The 14,525-nt window shown below is 66.0% G+C and carries 17 protein-coding genes; 10 read left to right on the forward strand and 7 right to left on the reverse strand.

The window, feature by feature from the left end:
• Window positions 1-2: 2 nt before the first annotated feature.
• From O9320_07535 to O9320_07560, 6 genes are read left to right on the forward strand one after another with little or no spacing between them, the layout of a single operon-like run.
• Entirely contained in the window at window positions 3-386 is a 384-nt protein-coding gene (locus O9320_07535) for a DUF2628 domain-containing protein (protein MCZ8310689.1), read from the forward strand.
• Window positions 383-1,012, forward strand: coding sequence for an imidazole glycerol phosphate synthase subunit HisH (gene hisH / locus O9320_07540; protein ID MCZ8310690.1), 630 nt, complete (start codon window positions 383-385; stop codon window positions 1,010-1,012). The genes O9320_07535 and hisH overlap by 4 nt, the downstream gene beginning before the upstream one ends.
• Window positions 1,009-1,734, forward strand: coding sequence for a 1-(5-phosphoribosyl)-5-[(5-phosphoribosylamino)methylideneamino]imidazole-4-carboxamide isomerase (gene hisA / locus O9320_07545; protein ID MCZ8310691.1), 726 nt, complete (start codon window positions 1,009-1,011; stop codon window positions 1,732-1,734). Before hisH ends, hisA begins: the two co-directional genes overlap by 4 nt.
• The gene (gene hisF / locus O9320_07550; protein ID MCZ8310692.1) at window positions 1,734-2,528 is read left to right on the forward strand and encodes an imidazole glycerol phosphate synthase subunit HisF; all 795 of its coding nucleotides are present in this window, start codon (window positions 1,734-1,736) and stop codon (window positions 2,526-2,528) included. Before hisA ends, hisF begins: the two co-directional genes overlap by 1 nt.
• A complete protein-coding gene (locus O9320_07555; GenBank protein MCZ8310693.1) occupies window positions 2,525-2,884 on the forward strand; it encodes a phosphoribosyl-ATP diphosphatase in 360 nt (119 codons plus the stop codon). Before hisF ends, O9320_07555 begins: the two co-directional genes overlap by 4 nt.
• 18 nt (window positions 2,885-2,902) lie before the next feature.
• Window positions 2,903-3,268 (forward strand): histidine triad nucleotide-binding protein, encoded by a 366-nt coding sequence (locus O9320_07560; protein MCZ8310694.1) that lies wholly within the window; start codon window positions 2,903-2,905, stop codon window positions 3,266-3,268.
• A gap of 312 nt (window positions 3,269-3,580) precedes the next feature.
• On the opposite strand, the gene O9320_07565 is transcribed toward O9320_07560, so the two are convergent.
• The 3 genes from O9320_07565 to O9320_07575 form a co-directional block, all read right to left on the reverse strand.
• Window positions 3,581-5,110 (reverse strand): YifB family Mg chelatase-like AAA ATPase, encoded by a 1,530-nt coding sequence (locus tag O9320_07565; GenBank protein MCZ8310695.1) that lies wholly within the window; start codon window positions 5,108-5,110, stop codon window positions 3,581-3,583.
• A gap of 106 nt (window positions 5,111-5,216) precedes the next feature.
• Window positions 5,217-5,771, reverse strand: coding sequence for a carboxymuconolactone decarboxylase family protein (locus O9320_07570; GenBank protein ID MCZ8310696.1), 555 nt, complete (start codon window positions 5,769-5,771; stop codon window positions 5,217-5,219).
• A gap of 25 nt (window positions 5,772-5,796) precedes the next feature.
• Window positions 5,797-6,336: a peroxiredoxin gene (locus O9320_07575; protein MCZ8310697.1), complete on the reverse strand. Its 540-nt coding sequence runs from the start codon at window positions 6,334-6,336 to the stop codon at window positions 5,797-5,799.
• Window positions 6,337-6,439: 103 nt separating this feature from the next.
• On the opposite strand from O9320_07575, the gene O9320_07580 reads away from it, so the two are divergent.
• The 3 genes from O9320_07580 (at window position 6,440) to O9320_07590 (ending at window position 10,349) form a co-directional block, all read left to right on the forward strand.
• On the forward strand, window positions 6,440-7,360 hold the full coding sequence (locus tag O9320_07580) for a LysR substrate-binding domain-containing protein (GenBank protein ID MCZ8310698.1): 921 nt from the start codon (window positions 6,440-6,442) through the stop codon (window positions 7,358-7,360).
• A gap of 7 nt (window positions 7,361-7,367) precedes the next feature.
• A complete protein-coding gene (locus O9320_07585; protein ID MCZ8310699.1) occupies window positions 7,368-8,012 on the forward strand; it encodes an extensin family protein in 645 nt (214 codons plus the stop codon).
• A gap of 135 nt (window positions 8,013-8,147) precedes the next feature.
• Entirely contained in the window at window positions 8,148-10,349 is a 2,202-nt protein-coding gene (locus O9320_07590; GenBank protein ID MCZ8310700.1) for an esterase-like activity of phytase family protein, read from the forward strand.
• 9 nt (window positions 10,350-10,358) lie between these two features.
• On the opposite strand, the gene O9320_07595 is transcribed toward O9320_07590, so the two are convergent.
• Entirely contained in the window at window positions 10,359-11,249 is an 891-nt protein-coding gene (locus O9320_07595; protein ID MCZ8310701.1) for a LysR substrate-binding domain-containing protein, read from the reverse strand.
• 100 nt (window positions 11,250-11,349) lie between these two features.
• On the opposite strand from O9320_07595, the gene O9320_07600 reads away from it, so the two are divergent.
• The gene (locus O9320_07600; GenBank protein ID MCZ8310702.1) at window positions 11,350-12,093 is read left to right on the forward strand and encodes a sulfite exporter TauE/SafE family protein; all 744 of its coding nucleotides are present in this window, start codon (window positions 11,350-11,352) and stop codon (window positions 12,091-12,093) included.
• Here O9320_07600 and gshB read toward each other — a convergent pair.
• The 3 genes from gshB to O9320_07615 are packed head-to-tail and all read right to left on the reverse strand — an operon-like array spanning window position 12,090 to window position 14,507.
• Window positions 12,090-13,031, reverse strand: coding sequence for a glutathione synthase (gene gshB, locus O9320_07605; protein ID MCZ8310703.1), 942 nt, complete (start codon window positions 13,029-13,031; stop codon window positions 12,090-12,092). The genes O9320_07600 and gshB overlap by 4 nt on opposite strands.
• A gap of 13 nt (window positions 13,032-13,044) precedes the next feature.
• A complete protein-coding gene (locus O9320_07610; protein MCZ8310704.1) occupies window positions 13,045-13,878 on the reverse strand; it encodes a transglutaminase-like domain-containing protein in 834 nt (277 codons plus the stop codon).
• Window positions 13,875-14,507 carry a BON domain-containing protein gene (locus O9320_07615; protein ID MCZ8310705.1) on the reverse strand — a complete coding sequence of 211 codons (633 nt, stop codon included), beginning with the start codon at window positions 14,505-14,507 and terminating at the stop codon, window positions 13,875-13,877. Before O9320_07615 ends, O9320_07610 begins: the two co-directional genes overlap by 4 nt.
• Window positions 14,508-14,525 lie beyond the last annotated feature (18 nt).

Genomic DNA, 14,525 nt, shown 5'->3' on the forward strand with positions numbered 1-14,525 from the left:
CCATGGCGGCCAAATTCTACACCGTGCATTTTTCGCCGTTCGGGACCGGTCCCGACCGCGATGCGCGCTTTGTCAAAGACGGATTCAGCTGGGCCGCCTTCGTATTCGGCCCGTTCTGGGCCCTCTACCATCGCCTGTGGTTTGCTGCCCTGATGCTGGTGGCAGCCCTGGCGGCTCTGGCCGTCGTCGGCGAATATTTCGTGCTCGATCCGGCCGCCGATGCGGCCTTCGGCCTTGCGATCTCGCTGCTGATCGGCTTCGAGGGTCCGGAGCTTCTGCGCAAGAAGCTCGAGCGCCGCGGCATGCCCGAACACGGGCTTGCCAGCGGGCGCAACCTTGCCGAAGCCGAGCGAGATTGGTTCCAGCGCCACCGCGCCACGCCATGAAAATCGCGATCGTCGATTACGGGGCGGGCAATCTGCGCTCCGCCGCCAAGGCCTTTGGCCATGTCGCCGGATCGGCCGCGACGGTGGACGTCACCTCCGACCCCGAAATCGTGCGCAACGCCGACCGCATCGTGGTCCCCGGCCAGGGGGCTTTCGGCGATTGCGCTTCGGGCCTTCGCGCCGTACCCGGCATGGTAGAAGCGCTCGAAGATGCTGTGCATCGCCGCGCCGTGCCGCTGTTCGGCATTTGCGTGGGCATGCAGCTTTTTGCGACGCAAGGCTTCGAACACGGGACTCATGCTGGCCTCGGCTGGATTGCGGGCGATGTGCGCCGCATGACCCCGGCGGATCCAAATCTGAAGTTGCCGCAGCTTGGTTGGAATGGTCTTTCCTGCAAGTCGCATCCGCTGGTCAAAGATTGGCCGGCCGACCCACACGTCTATTTCGCCAACAGCTACTGTTTCGAGCCGCTGGACCGGGCTTGCGTGGTTGCAACCGCCGATTACGGCGGCCCGATCGTGGCGCTGGTGGCGAAGGACAATATCGCCGGTTCGCAATTCCACCCCGAAAAGAGCCAGGCGGTAGGGCTGCAGCTGATCGCCAACTTTTTGGCGTGGCGGCCATGATCCTGTTCCCGGCCATCGACCTCAAAGAGGGCGCTTGCGTTCGCTTGCTGCGTGGCGAGATGGACCAAGCGACCGTGTTCAACACTGATCCCGCCGCCCAGGCCGCTTCGTTCGAAGAGGCCGGCTGCCGCTGGCTGCATCTCGTCGATCTCGACGGGGCGTTTGCCGGCCAATCCAAAAACGGGGCGGCCGTCGAAGCGATCCTCAAACGCGTGAAGGTGCCCGTCCAGCTCGGCGGCGGGATTCGCACGGCTGCCCATATACGCACTTGGCTCGAGGCCGGCATTGCCCGCGTGATCCTCGGTACGATTGCTTTGCGCGATCCGGGCCTCGTCAAACAAGCGTGCAAGGATTGGCCGGGCCGCATCGTGGTCGGCATCGATGCGCGCGACGGGCGGGTTGCTGTCGAAGGCTGGGCCGAAACCTCGGACGTCACGGCGCTCGATTTGGCCCGCCGTTTCGTCGATGCCGGGGTGGCCGCGATCGTCTATACCGACATCGATCGCGACGGTGCGATGCAAGGCCCGAATGTCGAAGCGACGGCCGCCTTGGCCCGCGCCGTGCCCATCCCGGTCGTCGCCTCGGGCGGCGTTTCTTCGCTTGCCGACCTTGCGGCCTTGAAGGCCCGCGCGGCCGACGGCATTGCCGGTGTGATTTCGGGCCGCGCCCTTTATGACGGCCGCATCGATTTGGCCGAAGCCATTCGGCTTTTGGAGGCGTGATGCTGAAAGTCCGCATCATCCCGTGTCTCGACGTCAAAGACGGCCGCGTGGTCAAGGGCGTCAATTTCGTCGATCTGATCGACGCGGGCGACCCGGTCGAAGCCGCCGCCGCCTATGATGCGGCCGGGGCCGACGAACTCTGTTTCCTCGACATCACCGCAAGCCACGAAAACCGCGAGACCATCTACGACGTCGTGGCGCGAACGGCTGCGCGCTGCTTTATGCCGCTCACCGTCGGCGGCGGCGTGCGCACCGTGGACGACATCCGCAAACTCTTGCTGGCGGGTGCGGACAAAGCTTCGATCAACACGGCGGCCGTCACGCGGCCCGAGTTTGTGTGCGAGGCGGCCGAGAAATTCGGCAGCCAATGCGTGACCGTGGCGGTCGACGCAAAACGCGTCGGCCCCGACCGGTTCGAAGTCTTCACCCATGGCGGGCGCAACGCGACGGGCCTCGAGGCCGTGGCCTGGGCCCGCCGCATGGCCGAACTCGGTGCCGGCGAGATCCTGCTGACGTCGATGGATCGCGATGGCACCAAGGCCGGTTTCGACATCGAACTCACGCGCGCCGTGGCCGATGCTGTAACCATCCCGGTTATCGCCTCCGGTGGCGTGGGCACGCTCGCGCATTTTGCCGCCGGCATTCGCGACGGCCATGCGGCCGCCGTCCTTGCTGCCTCGGTGTTCCATTTCGGCACGTTCAGCGTGGGCCAGGTGAAGGCCCATCTGGCGGCGGCGGGCATTGCGGTTCGCCCTTTCCAAGCGGGCAAGGCTCTGCCAGACTCGGCGCCATGATCGACGACGCCAAACCAGCTTCGACCGACGCCGTTCTCGAACGCCTGTTCCAGACGATCGAAGAGCGGCGCTATGCCGATCCCGCCACCTCGCACACCGCCAAGCTGTTCCAGAAGGGCACCAAGAAGATCGCCCAGAAGGTCGGCGAGGAAGCGGTCGAAGTGGTCATCGAAGCCGTGCGCGACAACCGCAAACGGCTGATCGAGGAGAGCGCCGACCTCATGTACCATCTGCTGGTGCTGTGGGCCGACATGAAGGTAGTGCCGGCCGAAGTGTGGACCGAGCTTGCGCGCCGCGAAGGCTTTTCCGGCATTGCCGAAAAAGCGGCGCGCGACCCGGCCAAGTCGGATTCCTGAACCACGGGACCTTGCGCGATGGCCTACGATCCCAACAACGTGTTTGCCCGCATCCTGCGCGACGAGATCCCGTGCAAGAAGGTCTACGAAAACGAATTCGTGCTGGCCTTCCACGACATCGCCCCGCAAGCGCCCGTCCATGTGCTGGTGATCCCGAAGGGTCCGTACGTGTCGATGGACGATTTCACCGCCAACGCCCCGGCCGAAATGCAGGCGGGCTTTCTCAAAGCGGTCGGCGACGTCGCCCGACTGCTGGGCATCGCCGCCGACGGCTATCGTGTGCTCACCAATTGCGGCGTCAACGGCCACCAGGACGTACCGCATCTGCATTTCCACATATTCGGCGGCGCCAAGCTCGGCCGCATGATCGGCAAATCGAGCTGATTTTTGTCCTGACGTGCTGCGCCCGCCCGTCGTTAACCCTGCGCGACATAGACGCGACATAGACGCGACATACGCGCGACGTCCATGCGACATGGACGCGACCTAGGCGCGACGTTTTTGCGTTTAAGCCATTGTTTTTACTGAAAACGTAGCGCAGTTCGCGCGGATTCTCGGCCTGTCGCGTGCCGCACCCCAATATTCACTTTTCAAACAGCACAAATCGCTTAAACAACTGCAATCCTATCTAGGATATTAACACGGTCACGGCTGCATTCAAATACGAATCTGGTATCACTTAAACTAAAGCTGCCCCTACCGCGCCAGCTGCACGCGGCGATAGCCCAGCGCTTCGGCGATATGCGCGCGGGTGGGAATTTCGATCGCCTGGAGGTCCGCAAGCGTGCGCGCCACGCGCATCACGCGGTGATAGCCGCGCGCCGAGAGCTTCATGCGCTCGGCCGCGTCGTCGAGCAGTTTGCGGCCCGCTGGCTCGGGGGCGGCGAGGGCTTCGAGCGCTTGGCCGTCGAGCTCGGCGTTGCTGCGCGGGCGGTTGGTCGGCGGCAATGATTGAAAACGCGCGCGCTGGCGGTCGCGCGCGGCAGCCACGCGTTTGGCGACATCGGCCGAACCTTCGGCCGGTGGCGGCAGCGACAAATCGCCCGCGCGTACGGGCGGCACATCGACGTGCAGGTCGATGCGGTCGAACAAGGGCCCTGAGATTTTGGTTTGGTATTCGACAGCGCATTTGGGCGCGCGTCCGCAGGCTTGGCCCGGATCGTCGAGATAGCCGCAGCGGCACGGGTTCATCGCCGCCACGAGCTGCACGCGCGCGGGATAGCTCACATGTGCTGCTGCGCGTGCGACGACCGCGCGCCCAGTTTCGAGCGGCTGGCGCAAGGCTTCGAGGGCGCTGCGTTGGAACTCCGGCAATTCGTCCAAAAACAGCACGCCCAGATGCGCCAAGCTCACTTCGCCGGGTTTGGCGCGCGGTCCGCCGCCGATCAGCGCCACTTGGCTCGCCGTGTGGTGCGGATCGCGATAGGGGCGCTGGCGGCTGATGCGCCCGCCTTCGATGAGGCCTGCAACCGACTGCACCATCGATACTTCGAGCGCTTCTTGCGAGCTCAATTCGGGCAGCAGGCCCGGCAGACAGCGGGCGAGCATCGATTTGCCCGCACCGGGCGGGCCCACCATCAGCAGATTGTGGCCGCCGGCGGCCGTCACTTCGAGCGCGCGTTTGGCCGTCTCCTGGCCTTTCACGTCTTTGAGGTCGTAGCCGCTCGTTTGTGCCAATGCGAGGCGCGGCTGCGGGACGGCGAGCAACTGCGCTCCCTTGAAATGGTTGAGCAGCGCCAGCAACGTGGGTGCTGCGACGATCTCGAAGCTGCGCGAATCGCCCGCCCAGGCCGCTTCGCCGCCGCACGCCTCGGGGCACACGAGGCCGCGCGTTTGCGCGTTCGCGGCCATCGCGGCGAGCAGAACGCCGGGAACGGCCAAGATGCGTGCATCGAGCGTGAGCTCGCCCAGCACCACATAGCGTTCGACAAGCTCGCCCGGCACCACGCCCATCGCCACGAGCAGGCCAAGGGCGATCGGCAGATCGAAATGCGCCCCCTCTTTGGCCAGATCGGCGGGGGCAAGATTGACCGTGATGCGCCGCCCCGGCAGCGACAGGCCGATCGCTGCCAAGGCCGCACGCACGCGCTCTTTGCTTTCTTTGACCGCATTGTCGGGCAAGCCCACGACGGCAAAGGCAGGTGCCCCCGACGCGACCTGGACCTGCACGTCGACCGGAATCGTCTCGATGCCGTTGAAGGCGACCGTAGCGACGCGCGCAACCATCGGGAATTGTCCAAGCGTGGAATTGCGGAAGAACCTTCCTACAATTCCACGTCGCACGGGGCAACCCCCTTCCCCGGCAGATGCGTCGGGGAAGGGGGTGCGGTCGTCAGGCTGCTTCGGCGATGCCGCTTGCGGCCGGTCCCGCCTCGGCGTCGAGCACCACGCCGATCGCATGGATCGTCGCGGCGATGCGCACCGCCGCTTGGATCGCCGCCGGTTCGGTTCCGTGCTGGCGCAGCTGCTTTTCGTGGCTGTCCATGCACATCCCGCAGCCGTTGATCGCCGACACGGCCAGGCTCAGCAGCTCGAACTCCGCCGCCGGGATGCCGGGTTTCGCCATTGCGTTCATGCGCAGGCGGGCCGGCATCGTCGCGTAGTCGGGTGCGGACACCAGATGCGTGAAGCGATAATAGACATTGTTCATGCCCATGATCGCGACCGCAATCTTGGCGGCACCCATCTGCTCGGCGCTGAGCGCAGGCGCATAATGCGCCAGCACCGCATCGCGCAGCACCGGCTGGCGCACGGCGAGCGCACTCGCCACGAACAGCATCGCGCGCTGTTCGGGGCTGAGCGCTGCTTCCGAGTCGAGCGACCCGAGATTGAGCTTGAGGTCCTTGGCGTAGTCCGGCAGTGCGGCTTTCAAGTTTTCGAGAGACATGGCAGTTCTCCAGCTTCGCGCAGGGTTAGGCGGCCTTCAGGACGTCGTCGCCCTTCTGCCAGTTGCACGGGCACAGCTCGTCGGTCTGCAGCGCGTCGAGTACGCGCAGCACTTCCGCCGGGTTGCGGCCGACCGAAAGATCGTTGACCGACACGAAGCGGATGATGCCTTCGGGGTCGACAACAAAGGTCGCGCGCATCGCCACCCCTTCGTTCTTGTCGAGCACGCCCAAGGCCGTCGACAATTCGCGCTTGATGTCGGCGAGCATCGCGAAGGGCAGCGTCTTCAGATCGGCATGGTTCTGGCGCCAGGCCAAATGCACGAACTCGCTGTCGGTCGAAACGCCGTAGACGACCGCGTCGCGATCCTGGAAGTCGCCGTTGAGCTTGCCGAAAGCGGCGATCTCGGTCGGGCAGACGAACGTGAAGTCCTTGGGCCAGAAGAAGACGATCTTCCACTTGCCGGCGTTCGACTGGCTGTCGATCTGCGTGAACGCGGTTTTGGGATCGGTCGAAACGACGGCCTTGAGGTCGAAAGCGGGGAATTTGTCGCCGATGGTCAGCATGTGTTTTCTCCGGAAGAGCGGGGGTCAGGAACGAGGCGCAATCTGCGGTCTTGCCCTTTATCGGTCCAATTGATATATTTCGTTAGTTCAATCGGAAAAAACGATGATTCATCTGCCAACGCTCAAACAGCTTCGCCATTTTGCGGCCCTGGCCGACACGCGCAATTTTGGGCGTGCTGCGGCTGCCGCCAACGTCACGCAATCGACCTTGTCCGCAAGCCTGCAGGAGCTCGAGGCGATTCTGGGTGCTGCCCTCGTCGACCGCACGCGGCGCTCGGTCCTGCTCACGCCGCTGGGCGAACGCGTCTTGGCGCGCGCGCGCCGCTTGCTGGCGGACGCCGAGGAGCTGGCACTCGAAGCGCACCAGGCGCGCGCGCCGCTCACGGGCGAACTGCGGCTGGGCGTGATCCCGTCGGTCAGCCCGTTCTGGATGCCCAAGGCGTTGCCCGCGCTGCGCAAGGCCTATCCGCAGCTCAAACTGTTTCTGGTCGAGGATCTGACCGCGCGCTTGGTCGAAAAGCTCGCGAACGGCGCCATCGACGTGGCGCTGCTCGCTTTGCCGTGCGATTGCGGCCCCAATGCCGGTGCTCCGCTCGGGCGCGACGCGTTTCGGCTGGTCGTGCGACGCGACGACGCGCTTGCCAAATTCAAGACTGTGCCGACGGCCGAAATCCGCAAACGGAAACTGCTGCTGCTGGCCGACGGCCATTGCATGAAGCGACATGCACTTGCCGCGTGCGGCCTGCGCGATTCGGCCGACGCCGACACGATGGCAGCGACGTCGTTGTTCACGCTCGTCCAAATGGTCGACAACGGGCTTGGCATCACGTTGCTGCCGCAAATGGCGCTCGATGCAGGCTTGCTTGGGGGAACCGACCTCGTGGCGTTGCACGTCGAGGACGATCCGGCGCGCGACCTGGGGTTGGTCTGGCGCAAAGGTACGGCGCGTCAGGCGGAGTTTTCGCTGCTGGCGGCGGCCCTCGTCAAAGCCGCGGATTCACGAAAGAAGACGCGGCCCCTATAATCCCGGCGTGTCGAGTCGCGCTTTTGCCATCGTGCTCTTGCTTGTGGGTCTAGCGGCGTGCGCGCCGCGCGGCACCCCGCCCGTTGCCGTGCCCGAAGCGCCGCCGCCGCCCGCCGCTGCACCCGCGCCGCAGGCTTGTTTTGCAGCCCTCGATGCCGCCAAAGCCAAATACGAGCGCCGCGCAACCACACCGACGCGCGAGGGATGCAGCGTGGCCGAAGCCGTGATGCTGGAACAGGCGACGATCCCGCTCAATCGTTCGGCCTTGATGAGCTGCCCGCTTGCGGCTGCCCTCGCGTCGTTCGAACAAGAGGTGGTGCAGCCGGCAGCACAACGCCATTTCGGCCGGCCCGTGGTGCTGCTCGTCCATTTCGGGGCTTACGTGTGCAAACCCCAGACGGGTCGGCCCTCGCGCCTGTCGGAGCACGCCTTCGGCCAAGCGATCGACATCGGCGGTTTCGAATTGCCGGGCCGTGTCACGATCTCCGTGCGCCAGCATTGGGGCGAGCGCGGGCCCCGCGGGGCGTTCTTGCGCGAGGTCGCACAAGGGGCGTGCCGCCATTTCAATATGGTGCTCACGCCGAAATCCGATGCGGCACATTCCACGCATCTGCATCTCGACATGGGCCGCTTCAAGCGCTGCGACGCGTAAGCGCTTCGGGACCGCTTGTACGCGGTGCCGCAACGCTCGCACCGCCGGTCGCCTTGTAATCTTCCCGTCACAAACGGCGCATAAAGTTCGCCCCACGCGGCGGTTTCGTCGCGCGCTCAAACACCCGGATCCGCCATGCGCCTCAAGCCCCTCCTTGCCGTTGCCCTTCTGCTGCCAGCCGTCGCCCATGCCCAGGAAGCGCGTATGTTCGACCGTATTGCGACCATCGAGGCGGTGCGCATGCTGCCGCCCGATCGCGACCGCACGAAGCGCTCGATCGCCGAGATCGTGGCCGCAAGCGAGGACGGCAATACGCTTGTCTATGTCGACGGCGAGCAGAACGGGCTCGGCTTCGTCGATATCGCCGATCCGGCCGCACCGCGCCCCGCAGGCTTCCTGCCGCTCGCGGGCGAACTCACCTCGGTCGCCGTGCGCGGTGCGCGCGCCTACACGGTCGTCGATACGTCGCCCAACAAGCGCGAAGTCTCGGGCTACGTCGCCGTCGTCGATATTGCGGCGCGCCGCGAACTGATGCGTTGCGACCTTGGCGGCCAGCCCGACTCGACCGTCGTCAGCCGCGACGGCCGGTTCCTCGTGGTGGTCATCGAAAACGAGCGCGACGAGCGGCTCGAACGCGGCGCCATCCCGCAGCTTCCCGCCGGCAATCTCACGATTCTGCCGCTTGCGGCAGGCGGGCTCGACTGTGCGGCGTTGCGCCGCGTGGATCTGACCGGGCTTGCGGCTGTGGCGCCCGAGGATCCGGAACCGGAATTCGTCGATGTGAATGCGCGCGGCGAGGCGGTCGTCACGCTGCAGGAGAACAACCATATTGCGATCGTCGACATTGCAAGCGCGCGCGTCGTGGCGCATTTCTCGGCCGGAACGGTCACGCTCGAGCAGGTCGATGCGACCCGCGACGGGGTTGTCCGGCCCGTGCAGCGCCTCGAGAATGTCGTGCGCGAGTCCGATGCCGTGAAATGGCTCGACGACACGCGCTTCGTTACCGCGAACGAGGGCGACTACCGCAACGGCTCGCGCGGTTTCACGATCTTCCGGCGCGACGGCACGGTCGAGTGGGACTCGGGCAATTTCCTCGAGCATCTGGCGATCGCGTTGGGCCATTATCCCGAACTGCGGTCGGCCAATCGCGGCAACGAACCCGAAGGCGTTGAAGTCGCCACATTCGACGGCGAACGGCTGATCTTCGTCGGCTCGGAACGCGCCTCGCTCGTCACGGTCTGGCGCGACGAAGGTGCGGGCCGCGCGCCGACCTTCCTGCAGGCGCTGCCCACCGGTGTCGCACCCGAAGGCCTGCTCGCGATCCCCGCGCGCGGCCTCTTTGTCGCCGCCGCCGAGGCCGACAACCCGGCAACCGGCTTGCGCTCGACATTGACGATCTATCGCCGAGCGCCGGGCACGGCCACGTATCCGACGATCCGCTCCGACAACGGGCCCAACGGCGTGCCGCTCCCCTGGGGCGCGTTGTCCGGTCTGGCCGCCGATCCGCAGGTGCCGGCGCGGCTCTACGCCGTGACGGACTCGTTCTACAGCGAGGCGCAGATTCTGACGATCGACGCTGCGCGCATGCCGGCCCGCATCGTGTCGGCCGCGACGGTGTCGCGCGACGGCAAGCCCGCCGCCGATCTCGACATCGAGGGCATCGCCACGCGCGCCGACGGCGGGTTCTGGCTCGCCTCGGAAGGCAATCCCGAGCGCCAGCAGGGTGCTTTGCCGGACCGGTTGCTGCGCGTTGCGGCGAACGGAAACATCGAAGCCGAATACGTGCTGCCCGAAGCGCTGACGCGCCATGCGCTGCGTTTCGGTTTCGAGGGCGTGACGGCGACCGGCCGCGGTGCCGACGAAACCGTCTGGATTGCGGTCCAGCGCGAGTGGAAGGACGACCCGAAGGGCCGCGCCAAGATCCTCCGCTTCAAGCCCGCGACCCAGGAATGGGGTGTGCTGCACTATCCGCTCGGCGAAACGCCGGCCGGCTGGATGGGCCTCTCCGAGATCGCCGCCGACGGTACGGATGCCTTCGTCGTCATCGAACGCAACAACCAATGGGGCGATGCGGCGATCAAGCGGCTTTACCGCTTCTCGGTCGCCGGCCTCGTGCCGGCTGCACCCGGTGCCGCAAGCGTGCCGGTTGTGGCCAAGACGCTGCTGCGCGACATGGTGCCCGACCTTGCGAAGACGCGCGGCACGGTGCTGGAGAAACTGGAAGGCTTCGCCATCGATCGGGCCGGCACGATGTTCGCCGTTACCGACAATGACGGCGTGCAGGGCACATCGGGCGAAACCCAGTTCATGAATCTCGGTCGCGTGCCCGGGCGCTGAAGGAGCGCTTCAAGCGCTGCGACGCGCAAGCGCCTCGGCCAGTTTGCGCGCCGCGGACGGCAGCGTTTCGAAGGACCGCGCGCACAGAACCAAGCGGCGCAGCATCCACGCATCTTCGAGTGCGACGGGTACCACGCGCGTCTGCCGGCGCATGCGCATGGCGGCCGTAATCGGCACGATCGCCACGCCAATGCCCGCCCCCACAAGCCGGCACACGGCGTCGAAATCGCGCACGCGCACGCGAAAACGCGGCCGATGCCCGGCGCGCGCCACGTATTGGCCGATATAGTGGCTCAAGGCCGCATCGTCGTTGAGGCCCACGAACGGGCGCGCGGCAATCTCGGCATAGGCGATAGATTTGCGATGTCGCAGCCTGTCGCCGGGCGGCAGGATCGCCACCAGCCGATCGGTTTCGAAGGGCCGCACGGCAAGTTCGCCGAGCGGCACGGAATCGGCCGCGATGCCGAGATCGACGGCCCCTTGCGCCACCGACGTTGCGATCGCGTAGCTCGGCTGTTCGGCGATCTCCACGTCGATGCGCGGATTTGCGGCGAGGAACTTCACCAGATGCTGGGGCAGAAACTCTGTGAGTGCGGCCGTGTTGCACGCCACGCGAACCGTGGCGCTGAAGCCGTCGGCATATTCGCCAAGGGCCGCGCGCAAAGCCTGGGCACGGTCGAGCACGGCTTGCGCATGATGGAGCAGCGCTTCGCCGGCGGCCGTGGGTGCCACACCGCGCCGGCCGCGCACGAGCAGATCCACGCCCGCTTCTTCTTCCATTGCGGCGAGCCTTGCACTGGCGGACGCGAGTGCGAGATGTGCCTTTGCCGCCCCCTTGGTGATGGAGCCGCTCGCGGCCACAGCCACGAATAGGCGCAGATCGGCCAAATCGAAGCGCATTGCGTTTCCTCCCTCGCGTATGTGCCTTCGGCCTATCCGAAGGCTCGCTTGACGCATTCCAGATTGCGCCGAAGCCGGGGCCGCAGGCAATGTCGCCGCCATGATCGAACCCATCCTCATCGCAAGTATCGCCGCCGCCTTCGTGCTGGCCGGATTCGTCAAAGGCGTGGTCGGGCTCGGCCTGCCGACGATTGCGATGGGGCTCATGAGCTTGGCCCTGCTGCCCGCGCAAGCGGCGGCCATCCTGATCGTGCCGTCGCTGGTGACGAATATCTGGCAGCTTTGGGCGGGCCCCGATTTTCGCGGCCTCGTGCGGCGCCTCTGGCCGATGCTGGCAGCCGTCTGCGTGGGCGTGTGGCTTGGGTCGGGCTGGCTTGCGGGCGAGCAGGCCGGCGCCGCGCGCGTGGCCCTCGGGCTCGCCTTGGTCGTCTATGCGGGCTTGGCGCTTGCCAATATCCGCCTGCCAGCACCCGGACGGCACGAGGCGATGGCGGCACCCATTGTCGGAATCTTGACCGGCCTGGTCACGGCCGCCACGGGCATCTTCACGATCCCGGCCGTCCCCTATCTGCAGGCGCTGGGCCTCGACAAAGAAGACATGATCCAGGCCCTCGGCCTGTCGTTCCTGGTCGCGACCGTCGCACTGGGCGTGAGCCTTGCGGGCGGCAATGTCTACGATCTCGACCTGTTGCTGGGCTCGTGCCTGGCTGTGCTGCCGGCCCTTGCCGGCATGGCACTGGGCACCAAACTGCGCCATCGCATGCCGGCCGCGACGTTCCGCCGCTGGTTCCTGATCGGCCTTCTCGCCCTCGGCGCGTATCTCGCCGCGCGCGGGCTCGTCTAGCGCTTCTCTTCGATCACGTCCCAGATTTTGGCGGCCAGATCCGTGCCGTCGAAGCGCGCGATTTCCTGGATGCCCGTGGGCGACGTCACGTTGATCTCGGTGAGCCAATCGCCGATCACGTCGATGCCCACGAAGATGAGGCCGCGCTTTTTGAGCTCCGGGCCGATCGCTTCGCAGATTTCGTGCTCGCGCTTGGTGAGCGAGGTTTTGATCGCCTTGCCGCCCACATGCATGTTGGCGCGCGCTTCGCCGGCCGCCGGCACGCGGTTGATGGCCCCCTCGGCTTTGCCGTCGACCAGGATGATGCGCTTGTCGCCCTGGCGCACGGCGGGCTCGTAGCGCTGCACCATCAAGGGCTCGCGGCTGGCCGACGTGAACATCTCGATCAGCGACGACAAATTTTCGTCGTCGGGTTTGATGCGGAACACGCCCGCCCCGCCGTTGCCGTAGAGCGGCTTCACGATGATGTCTTTGAACTCGGCGCGGAACGCGGCGATCTCGGCCGTGTCGGCCGTGATCAGCGTCGGCGGCATCAATTGCGGGAAGTGGGTCACGAACAGTTTTTCGGGCGCGTTGCGCACATGGGCCGGATCGTTGACCACGAGCGTGCGCGGATGGATATGCTCAAGCACGTGCGTTGCCGTGATGTAGGCCATGTCGAAGGGCGGGTCCTGGCGCATCAGCACCACGTCGCACGCGGCCAAGTCGATCGTCTCGCGGGGGGCGAAACTATAATGGTTGCCCTTCTCGCGCCGCACCGTCACCGGATGGGCTTTGGCGGTGATGTTGTCTTTGCCGCGCATCGAGAGATCGCGCACATGGTAGTGGAACAGCGTGTGGCCGCGCCGCTGCGCTTCCAGCATCAACGCAAACGTCGAATCGCCGTCGATATTGATTGCGGCGATTGGATCCATCTGGACGGCGACGCGAAAGCCCATCTTTCTTCTTCCTTCAGTTCAGGCGGCTTTTGAGCGCCTGGATTGCGGCGGCAAGATGCGCCTTGGCGCCGCCCGCGTCCACCAGCGACAAAGCTTGTTCCAAACACATCACGCCCGCGCGCAGATTGTCGAGGCTTGCATGCACGAGGCCGGTTTCGTGCCACAAAGCCGGATCCTCGGGGGCCAGCATCAGCATGCGCTCGAGCGTGGCCAAAGCCGCTTCGAACGCTTCGGCCTTGAGCTGGCGCTGCTTGATGTTGTTCTGCAAGCGCAGCAGCACCGCACGGTCGCTGACGCTCGCATAGTGGCGATTCTCGAGCTCGGCCTTGGGGCCTTCGAAGCTTTTCAAGAGGCTGCGCAGCTCGGCCGTATCGAGCACTGCCCCGCCATTGAACGGATCGACGATCGCGCGACCGTCGGGCGCTTCGATGCGGATCAAAAAATGGCTCGGGAAGGCAAGGCCCGCCGCGTTCCAGCCCTGGCTGCGCGCACCGTGGATCCACAAAATCGCAAGGGCCACGGGCAGGCCGCGGCGCCGCTCGATCACGCAGGCGAGATCGGCATTCTGCAGATCGTCGTAGCTGTCACGGTCGCCGCGATAGCCGAGCTTGTCGGCAAGAGCGGCGCGCAACGCTTCGCACCGCCCCAGCGCCGTGTCGGGCTGGCCAAGGTGGCTTTCGCCGACGGCAGAAGCGATCTCGGCCAGATGCGCGCGATAGGCCGCGAGATCGAGTTCGGGGCGTGCGGCGGCGGCCAAGGCCAAAGCGGTTTCGCCGATCGGCAGCTCGTCGTTGCCGAGCTTGGCGGCCGCGCGCAGCGAAGCTGCCGCCGCCTCAATCCCGTTCAAGAGCGCGTCCCCGACTCCTCGCCCGGCGGGCTGCGGAAGCGGCGCGGATCGTCGCGCGCGATCACGTGGCTCACGACGCGGCGGATGCTCGACTGGCTGCGCGCGATGCCGAGCACGCGGTCGTGCTCGGCCGCGTCGGTGAATACGCCGAGCAGATAGACCGTGCCGTTCACGACCTCGAGCGAATAGTTCGCCGAATTGACGCCGCGCGCGAACAGGAGGCGCGAACGCAATTCGCCCGCCGCCCACGTATCCTTCGCGTAGGCCTTGAGACCGCCCTCGTCGGTGATCTCGATCTCGTTGATGATTTCGCGCACGCCCTTGGCCTGCCAGGCAAGGCGAATGGCCTCGGCGCGCATGTCGGGGTCGGTGACGGCCCCTGAGACCAGCACGCGGCCTTCGTAGATCTGCGTCTGCACGGCCGCGAACAGCCGCTCGCTCTTCTGGAACCAGTAATGGTTGATCTCGAGCGCGATTGCATTGTCGGTGACCGCCCCGCGAACGCCGCGATCCTGCATCGCGGCCGAGCCGACGGTTGCCGCCCCGCCGACGGCCACGCCCACGCAGCCCTGCAGGGCGAGGCCAAGCGTCAGCACCGCAGCGGCGACGGGAATCGAAACTTTGCGCATGAGGAAACGCTCCTGTTG

Source organism: Magnetospirillum sp. (assembly GCA_027532905.1).
In the GTDB taxonomy this organism is placed as follows: Bacteria; Pseudomonadota; Alphaproteobacteria; order CACIAM-22H2; family CACIAM-22H2; genus Tagaea.

Excerpts from the sequence above, each read along its gene's own strand:
- O9320_07600 (MCZ8310702.1), top strand. The coding sequence starts at position 11,350 with ATGATCGAACCCATCCTCATCGCAAGTATCGCCGCCGCCTTCGTGCTG.
- O9320_07575 (MCZ8310697.1), bottom strand. The coding sequence starts at position 6,336 with ATGCTGACCATCGGCGACAAATTCCCCGCTTTCGACCTCAAGGCCGTC.
- O9320_07595 (MCZ8310701.1), bottom strand. The coding sequence starts at position 11,249 with ATGCGCTTCGATTTGGCCGATCTGCGCCTATTCGTGGCTGTGGCCGCG.
- O9320_07565 (MCZ8310695.1), bottom strand. The coding sequence starts at position 5,110 with ATGGTTGCGCGCGTCGCTACGGTCGCCTTCAACGGCATCGAGACGATT.
- O9320_07560 (MCZ8310694.1), top strand. The coding sequence starts at position 2,903 with ATGGCCTACGATCCCAACAACGTGTTTGCCCGCATCCTGCGCGACGAG.
- O9320_07555 (MCZ8310693.1), top strand. The coding sequence starts at position 2,525 with ATGATCGACGACGCCAAACCAGCTTCGACCGACGCCGTTCTCGAACGC.
- O9320_07570 (MCZ8310696.1), bottom strand. The coding sequence starts at position 5,771 with ATGTCTCTCGAAAACTTGAAAGCCGCACTGCCGGACTACGCCAAGGAC.
- hisA (MCZ8310691.1), top strand. The coding sequence starts at position 1,009 with ATGATCCTGTTCCCGGCCATCGACCTCAAAGAGGGCGCTTGCGTTCGC.
- O9320_07590 (MCZ8310700.1), top strand. The coding sequence starts at position 8,148 with ATGCGCCTCAAGCCCCTCCTTGCCGTTGCCCTTCTGCTGCCAGCCGTC.
- O9320_07535 (MCZ8310689.1), top strand. The coding sequence starts at position 3 with ATGGCGGCCAAATTCTACACCGTGCATTTTTCGCCGTTCGGGACCGGT.
- O9320_07580 (MCZ8310698.1), top strand. The coding sequence starts at position 6,440 with ATGATTCATCTGCCAACGCTCAAACAGCTTCGCCATTTTGCGGCCCTG.
- hisF (MCZ8310692.1), top strand. The coding sequence starts at position 1,734 with ATGCTGAAAGTCCGCATCATCCCGTGTCTCGACGTCAAAGACGGCCGC.
- hisH (MCZ8310690.1), top strand. The coding sequence starts at position 383 with ATGAAAATCGCGATCGTCGATTACGGGGCGGGCAATCTGCGCTCCGCC.
- O9320_07615 (MCZ8310705.1), bottom strand. The coding sequence starts at position 14,507 with ATGCGCAAAGTTTCGATTCCCGTCGCCGCTGCGGTGCTGACGCTTGGC.
- gshB (MCZ8310703.1), bottom strand. The coding sequence starts at position 13,031 with ATGGGCTTTCGCGTCGCCGTCCAGATGGATCCAATCGCCGCAATCAAT.